The 5,888-nt window shown below is 71.8% G+C and carries 8 protein-coding genes and 1 pseudogene; 5 read left to right on the top strand and 4 right to left on the bottom strand.

Features of this window, described 5'->3' with window-relative positions:
- Nucleotides 1-482 (top strand): HtaA domain-containing protein (locus ACFV5N_RS23575; protein WP_385603287.1); only part of this gene is annotated, 482 nt, incomplete at its 5' end.
- Between the two features lie 92 nt (nucleotides 483-574).
- On the opposite strand, the gene ACFV5N_RS23570 is transcribed toward ACFV5N_RS23575, so the two are convergent.
- The 4 genes from ACFV5N_RS23570 to map all read right to left on the bottom strand — a co-directional run bounded on the left by ACFV5N_RS23570 (nucleotide 575) and on the right by map (nucleotide 4,895).
- A complete protein-coding gene (locus ACFV5N_RS23570) occupies nucleotides 575-1,582 on the bottom strand; it encodes an aldo/keto reductase (protein WP_385603284.1) in 1,008 nt (335 codons plus the stop codon).
- A gap of 59 nt (nucleotides 1,583-1,641) precedes the next feature.
- Nucleotides 1,642-3,234 carry an alpha-amylase family glycosyl hydrolase gene (locus ACFV5N_RS23565; RefSeq protein ID WP_385603281.1) on the bottom strand — a complete coding sequence of 531 codons (1,593 nt, stop codon included), beginning with the start codon at nucleotides 3,232-3,234 and terminating at the stop codon, nucleotides 1,642-1,644.
- A gap of 10 nt (nucleotides 3,235-3,244) precedes the next feature.
- Nucleotides 3,245-3,904 (bottom strand): heme oxygenase (biliverdin-producing), encoded by a 660-nt coding sequence (locus ACFV5N_RS23560; protein WP_385603278.1) that lies wholly within the window; start codon nucleotides 3,902-3,904, stop codon nucleotides 3,245-3,247.
- Nucleotides 3,905-4,028: 124 nt separating this feature from the next.
- Nucleotides 4,029-4,895 carry a type I methionyl aminopeptidase gene (gene map, locus ACFV5N_RS23555; protein WP_385603275.1) on the bottom strand — a complete coding sequence of 289 codons (867 nt, stop codon included), beginning with the start codon at nucleotides 4,893-4,895 and terminating at the stop codon, nucleotides 4,029-4,031.
- A gap of 33 nt (nucleotides 4,896-4,928) precedes the next feature.
- Here map and ACFV5N_RS23550 point away from each other — a divergent pair, with 33 nt between their 5' ends.
- The 4 genes and pseudogenes from ACFV5N_RS23550 to ACFV5N_RS23535 form a co-directional block, all read left to right on the top strand.
- The gene (locus ACFV5N_RS23550) at nucleotides 4,929-5,186 is read left to right on the top strand and encodes a hypothetical protein (protein WP_385603273.1); all 258 of its coding nucleotides are present in this window, start codon (nucleotides 4,929-4,931) and stop codon (nucleotides 5,184-5,186) included.
- Between the two features lie 132 nt (nucleotides 5,187-5,318).
- The gene (locus ACFV5N_RS23545; protein ID WP_019432985.1) at nucleotides 5,319-5,501 is read left to right on the top strand and encodes a hypothetical protein; all 183 of its coding nucleotides are present in this window, start codon (nucleotides 5,319-5,321) and stop codon (nucleotides 5,499-5,501) included.
- Between the two features lie 13 nt (nucleotides 5,502-5,514).
- Entirely contained in the window at nucleotides 5,515-5,694 is a 180-nt protein-coding gene (locus ACFV5N_RS23540; protein WP_385603269.1) for a hypothetical protein, read from the top strand.
- 87 nt (nucleotides 5,695-5,781) lie between these two features.
- Nucleotides 5,782-5,888 (top strand): annotated as a pseudogene (locus ACFV5N_RS23535) (NADPH-dependent F420 reductase); the annotation flags it as partial.

Below are 5,888 nucleotides of genomic sequence, written 5' to 3'. Positions count from 1 at the left end.
GTGAACTGATCGCCGACGTCAGCGCCAAGGACGCGCAGACCGGCGAGATCACCACCTTCGACGCCATCACCGTCGCCTCCCTCGACATCCCCGCCGGCGCGCTCACCGCCGACGAGGACGTCCTCGTCCTCAGCGACCTCCCCGCCACGCTGACCGCCGAGGGCGCCGAGGTGTTCGCCTACAACGGCTCGCCGATGTACCAGGCCGGCACCGCCCTCGACGACGTGACCGTCGCCGTGGCCCTCAGCGAGGGCGCCGAACTGCCTTCGGTGAACAACCCCGGCCGGTGGGAGACCCAGATCACCACCCCGGTCGGTACCACCCCCACGGGCGGCGCCTCCGGCGGTGCCCTCGGCGGCGCACTGGCCAGCACCGGCAGCGGAATCCCGCTCGCCGGACTGGCCGGCGGCGCCGCCGCCCTGAGCGCGGCCGGAGTGGTGGCCTTCGCCGCCGCCCGTCGCCGCACGCTGCCGCTGGGCTGACGGTCCAGCCCGCGGCAGCCGCGCGTGCCCGCCGGTCAACGCCCGGCCGGCGGGCACGCGTACCCCGCACCGGCCGTCATGGCCCCGGCCGGTCAGCGGCGGCCGAGCAGCCTCTCGATGTCACTCAGCTGCTCGGCCGTCAGCGGCCCGTACTCCAGGGCCGCCGCGTTCTGTTCGGCCTGCGCCACGGTGCGGATGCCCGGGATCGGCACCGTCACCGGGCTGCGCGCCCACAGCCAGGCCAGCGCGCCCTGCGCCGGGGTACGGCCCCCGCTGGTGAGCACGTCCCGCACCGCCTCGAACCGCTCCCGCCACCGCGGCTCCAGCCGCCCGTCACGGAAGTACCGCAGCCAGCCGGGCGGTTCGGCCCGGATGTCGCCGGGCGCCAGACTCGCCCCCCGGCCCGGCACGCTGTCGTACTTCCCGGTCAGCACCCCCATCGCCAGCGGCCCCCGGTTGATCGCGGCCAGCCCCTCCGCCTCGCACAGCGCCAGCAGCTCCGGCGCGTCCTCCAGGACGTTGCAGTGCAACTGCACGCTCGCGCAGTGCGGCCCGGCCGCGAACACCCGCGCCCGGTCCGGCAGATCGGTGGACCAGCCGTACGCCCGGATCAGCCCCTCCGCCACCAGGTCCTCGCACACCTGCCGCAGCTCCTCGGCCGCCGCGTGCGGCGCGTCACCGATGTGCAGCTGGTACAGGTCCAGATGGTCGGTGTCCAGCCGCCGCAGTGTCGCGGTGAGCGCCCGCCGCACATAGCCGGGGCTCAGATCCGGCTCCGGCAGCATGGTGCGGGTGGCCGGGTCGAAGGTGTTGCCCCACTTGGACGCGATCACCGCCTCCGCCCGGCGGCCCCTGAGCGCCCGGCCCAGCACCTCCTCGCTGTGCCCGGTCCCGTAGCAGTCGGCGGTGTCGAAGAACGTGACCCCCAGGTCCAGCGCGCGGCGCACCGCCCGCACCGACTCCCGGTCGTCCACCTCGCCCCAGCCCAGCGGCCCGCCCGCGCCGTCCTGCCACGGGCCGCCGATCGCCCAGCAGCCGAACCCGAGCCCGCTGACCGTGATGCCCGAACGTCCCAGCGTCCGGGAAAAGTGCGTCGTCATGCCGGGGAGTGTGCCTGCTGGAGCGGGCTCCAGCGCAACAGGTGCCCCACCGGCCGGACTCAGAGCGCGAAGATCCCGAACCCGAACCCGTCCGCCTCGATCGCCCCGTCCCGCACCCGCACCCCGCGCACCTCCAGCGGACGCGGGTCGCCCTCGTACGGGAAGGTGACCGGCGCGAGGCGGGGGTTGACCACCACCAGGAAGCGCCCTCCGCGCACGTACACCAGCGGATAACCGGTGTGCAGCACCTCCACCGAGCCCCGGCTGCCCAGCTCAGGGGTGCCGCGGCGCAGCGCGATGAGGCGGCGCACCAGATGCAGCAGCGAGGTCTCGTCCGCCCGCTGGGAGGCGACATCGGGGCGGTCCGGGTCGGGGTCGAGCGGCAGATAGAAGCGGTCGGCGGGAGCGGTGGAGAACCCGGCGCCCTCGGTCGCGTCCCACTGCATGGGGGTACGGGAGCCGGCCCGGTTGTAGGTCGGCTCCAGCACGCTGCCCTCGTGCTCGGGGAGCCCCGGGATGTACCGCATGCCGATCTCGTCGCCGTAGTAGATGGCGGGCAGCGTGGGCCAGGTCAGCTGGAACGCGAAGGCGGGCGGCAGCTGTTCGGCGGTGCGCGGGCCGCAGCGCAGCCGGGAGAAGTCGTGGTTGGCGGTGGGCAGCGAGATGTAGCCCTTGTCGCCGATGAGCGCGGCGGCCGACCGCCACGCCGTGACGAAGGTCTCGGCGCTGCCGCGCCCCTCGGCCTCGAAGTAGCAGTGCTCGCGCTGCGCCCAGTGCTCGTGGACGGTGCCGGTGCCGTTGTTCCACAGCGACCGCATCGGCAACCCGTCGGAGGGGCCGCCGAACTGGAGCAGGAAGTCCGCGTGGAAACCGGCGGGCACCGAGGTCTGCGGGTCGCCCCATTCGGCGAGCAGGGCGGCCTGCCGGTGGGTGCCGTCCAGCCAGTCGCGCAGTTCGCCCCACAGCCGGCAGGTCTCCACCAGGCCCGGATCGTCCTTGACCAGGGAGTGCGCCATGTCGACCCGGAACCCGGCCAGGCCGAGCCGCAGCCAGTGGTCCATGACCTCGCGCAGCGCGGCCCGGTTGGCGCGCGGCCCCTCGGCGTCCACCGGCTGCCGCCAGGGCTCGGCGGCGTCCTGCCGGGCGTAGCCGAAGTTGAGGGCGGGCTGGCTGTCGAAGAAGTTCGGCAGATAGCCGCCGGGCCGGGAGCCGGGGGAGCGGACGAAGCCGGGCGGCAGGGCGCCGTCCGGCCCCGGCGCGCTCCAGATGTACCGGTGGTCGCCCGGGTCCTCGGCCGAGGACCGGAACCAGGGGTGTGCGTCGGAGGTGTGCCCGGCGACCAGGTCGAGCATCACCCGGATGCCGAGCCGGCCGGCCTCGTCGACCAGCCGGGCGAGGTCGTCGTCCGTGCCGTAGCGGGGGGCGAGGGCGAAGTAGTCGCTGACGTCGTAGCCGGCGTCGCGGAACGGCGAGGCGAAGCACGGGTTGAGCCAGACGGTGTTGACGCCCAGCCAGGACAGATGCTCCAGATGGGCGGTGATGCCGGCGAAGTCGCCGATGCCGTCCCCGTTGGAGTCGGCCCAGCTCTGCGGATAGATCTGGTAGAGAACGGCGTCGGCCAGCCAGGACGGTGCGGGACGGAAGGGCGGCATGCCCTTCACGTTAACGGCAGGCCGTGCCCAGATCCTGGAAGACGGCCGAGTTGAGCGCGAAGGCCCGCTTGCACTCCTCCACGATGCGCAGCCGCTCCGGGCCGTCGGCGGCGATGTCGTCCAGGGTCCGCCGGTAGCCGCGCTTGAAGGCGGCGGGGTTGTCGATGGCGTCGAAGACGTAGAAGTGGACGCCGGGGCCCTTGCGGGCGAAGCCCCACAGCTTCTCGGCGGTGCCGCGGATGATCTGACCGCCGGACAGATCGCCGAGGTAGCGGGTGTAGTGGTGCGCGACGTAGCCGGCGGGCCAGGTGGTGGCCACCTCGGTGACCCGGGCGGCGTAGGTCTCGGTGGCGGGCAGCGGGGTGATGGTGGTGCGCCAGCCGGGCCCGTCGTGCAGATGGTCGAGGTCGGCTTCGAGGGCGGCGCCGCGGGCCAGTTGCGGGTGGATGAACGGCCCGGCGACCGGGTCGGCGGCGAGGTCGGCGGTGCGGGCCTCCAGCGCGCGGTAGACGAACCACAGCTGCTCGGTGTAGCGGCGATAGGCCGCGACCCCCAGCTTTCCGCCGAGCAGGTCGCTCATGAAGGTGGAGTTCTCCGCCTGGGTGTGTGCCGCGTGGGAGGCCTCGCGGATCTGGGTGGAGAACGGGGTGACGGCGAGCGGCGTGGTCAACGGAGCCTCCGGGAGCTGGCGGCGGGGCACGGCGTACCGCCGTGCCCCGTCATCCTCCATACTTAGGCTTACCTAAGTCAAGCTCTTGCCGACACGTTGTCGGGAAAACGGGGGGCGCGGGGACTCAGGGGAGCGTGAGGATCTCCGCGCCGCTGTCGGTCACCACCAGCGTGTGCTCGAACTGCGCCGAGCGCTTGCGGTCCTTGGTGACGACCGTCCACTGGTCGTCCCACATCTCCCACTCGTGGGTGCCCAGGTTGAGCATCGGCTCGATGGTGAACGTCATCCCCGGCCGCATCACGGTGGTGGCGTTCGGGTCGTCGTAGTGCGGGACGATCAGCCCGGAGTGGAACGAGCGGTTGATGCCGTGACCGGTGAAGTCCCGCACCACCCCGTACCCGAACCGCTTGGCGTACGACTCGATCACCCGGCCGATCACATTGATCTGCCGGCCGGGCCGCACCGCCTTGATGGCCCGGTTGAGCGCCTCCCGGGTGCGCTCCACGAGCAGCCGCGACTCCTCGTCGGCCGCCGCCTCGCCGCCCACGAAGTAGGTGGCGTTGGTGTCGCCGTGCACGCCGCCCACATAGGCGGTGATGTCGAGATTGACGATGTCGCCGTCGCGCAGCACCGTCGAGTCCGGGATGCCGTGGCAGATCACCTCGTTGACCGAGGTGCACAGGGACTTGGGGAACCCGCGGTAGCCGAGGGTGGAGGGGTAGGCGCCGTGGTCGCACAGGAAGGTGTGCGCGATCTCGTCCAGCTTGTCGGTGGTCACCCCGTCCGCGATGTGCGCGGCCGTCTCGGCCATCGCCCGCGCGGCCAGCCGGCCGGCCAGCCGCATCCGCTCGACGGTCTCGTCGTCCTGTGCTTCGGGGCCGGTGTAGGGAGTGGGCCCCTTCTTGCCCACGTACTCGGGTCGGGGGATGACGGAGGGCACGGAACGCTGCGGCGAGACCGTACCGGGAACAAGAAGAGACTGGCCAGACATGCCAGCGAGTCTACGGGCGGGCAGGATGAGGGTATGGCTGCGCTCTTCCGACGAAGGATGCCGACCGGCAAGGCCGGCGAGTGGTACTACTGCCTCAAGCACCAGAAGGTCGAAGAAGGCCCCGAGTGCCCGGCCAAGGACCGGCTGGGCCCCTACGCCACCCGCGAGGAGGCGGCCCGGGCGATCGAGACGGCGCGCGAACGCGACGAGAACTGGCGCTCGGACCCCCGCTGGCGCGACCGGGAGCCGGAGCCGCCGGAGGAGGACGACGCGGACTCGCCTCCGAGCTAAGGCCAAAGGTCAACGCGCTGCGCGGTTCATTGCCTGATCGAATGAAGATCAGCTGGTAAAGCGCTTTCTGCCATACGGCCGATGACAGGCTGATCTCCGCGGCGTAAGCCGGCAAAGAGAGAGGCGTAGGCTGTGGCCAGTGACGATGACTACATGCGACGAACGGTGATCCTCGAAGAGGAGGTGCCGAACGCGGAGAGCTATATCAGCCAGTACAAGATCGGCATCGATCACCAGCAGCGTCGCCTGAGGAATCTCAATTACGAGTTGGGACGTCTGAACGAGAGGATCGGGGACGTTGACCATGACACCTGAGCAGCGTGAGCAGATGAGTGTCGACTCCATCACTCGTCTCATCGAGATGGACCACGCCGAAAGCCTGCGGCGCTGGTACGCCCTCGCCGGCGAGCCGCGGCGGTCCGCCGCCGAACGGCAGCGCATCCAGCATTACATCGACTCGCTCACCGCGATCACGCTGCCCGGCGCGCCACAATCAGAGGCCGCCTGACCGGTCCGGCCCGGGACCGGTCCCCGGGCCGGACCCGGGCCGGACCGCTCGTTCTCCGGAGCGGAGCGGGGTGGCAGGATCGGCCCCATGACTTCTCATGACGCCGCCGCCCCCGCCAAGCCCGCGCCCAAGGACCCCTGGGAGCTGCCCGATGTGTCCGGGCTCGTCTTCGGGGTGCTCGGCGGGACCGGGGA

Source organism: Streptomyces sp. NPDC059853 (genome assembly GCF_042731495.1).
Taxonomy (GTDB): Bacteria; Actinomycetota; Actinomycetes; order Streptomycetales; family Streptomycetaceae; genus Streptomyces.
This window is presented reverse-complemented; position numbering and strand designations above follow the sequence as displayed.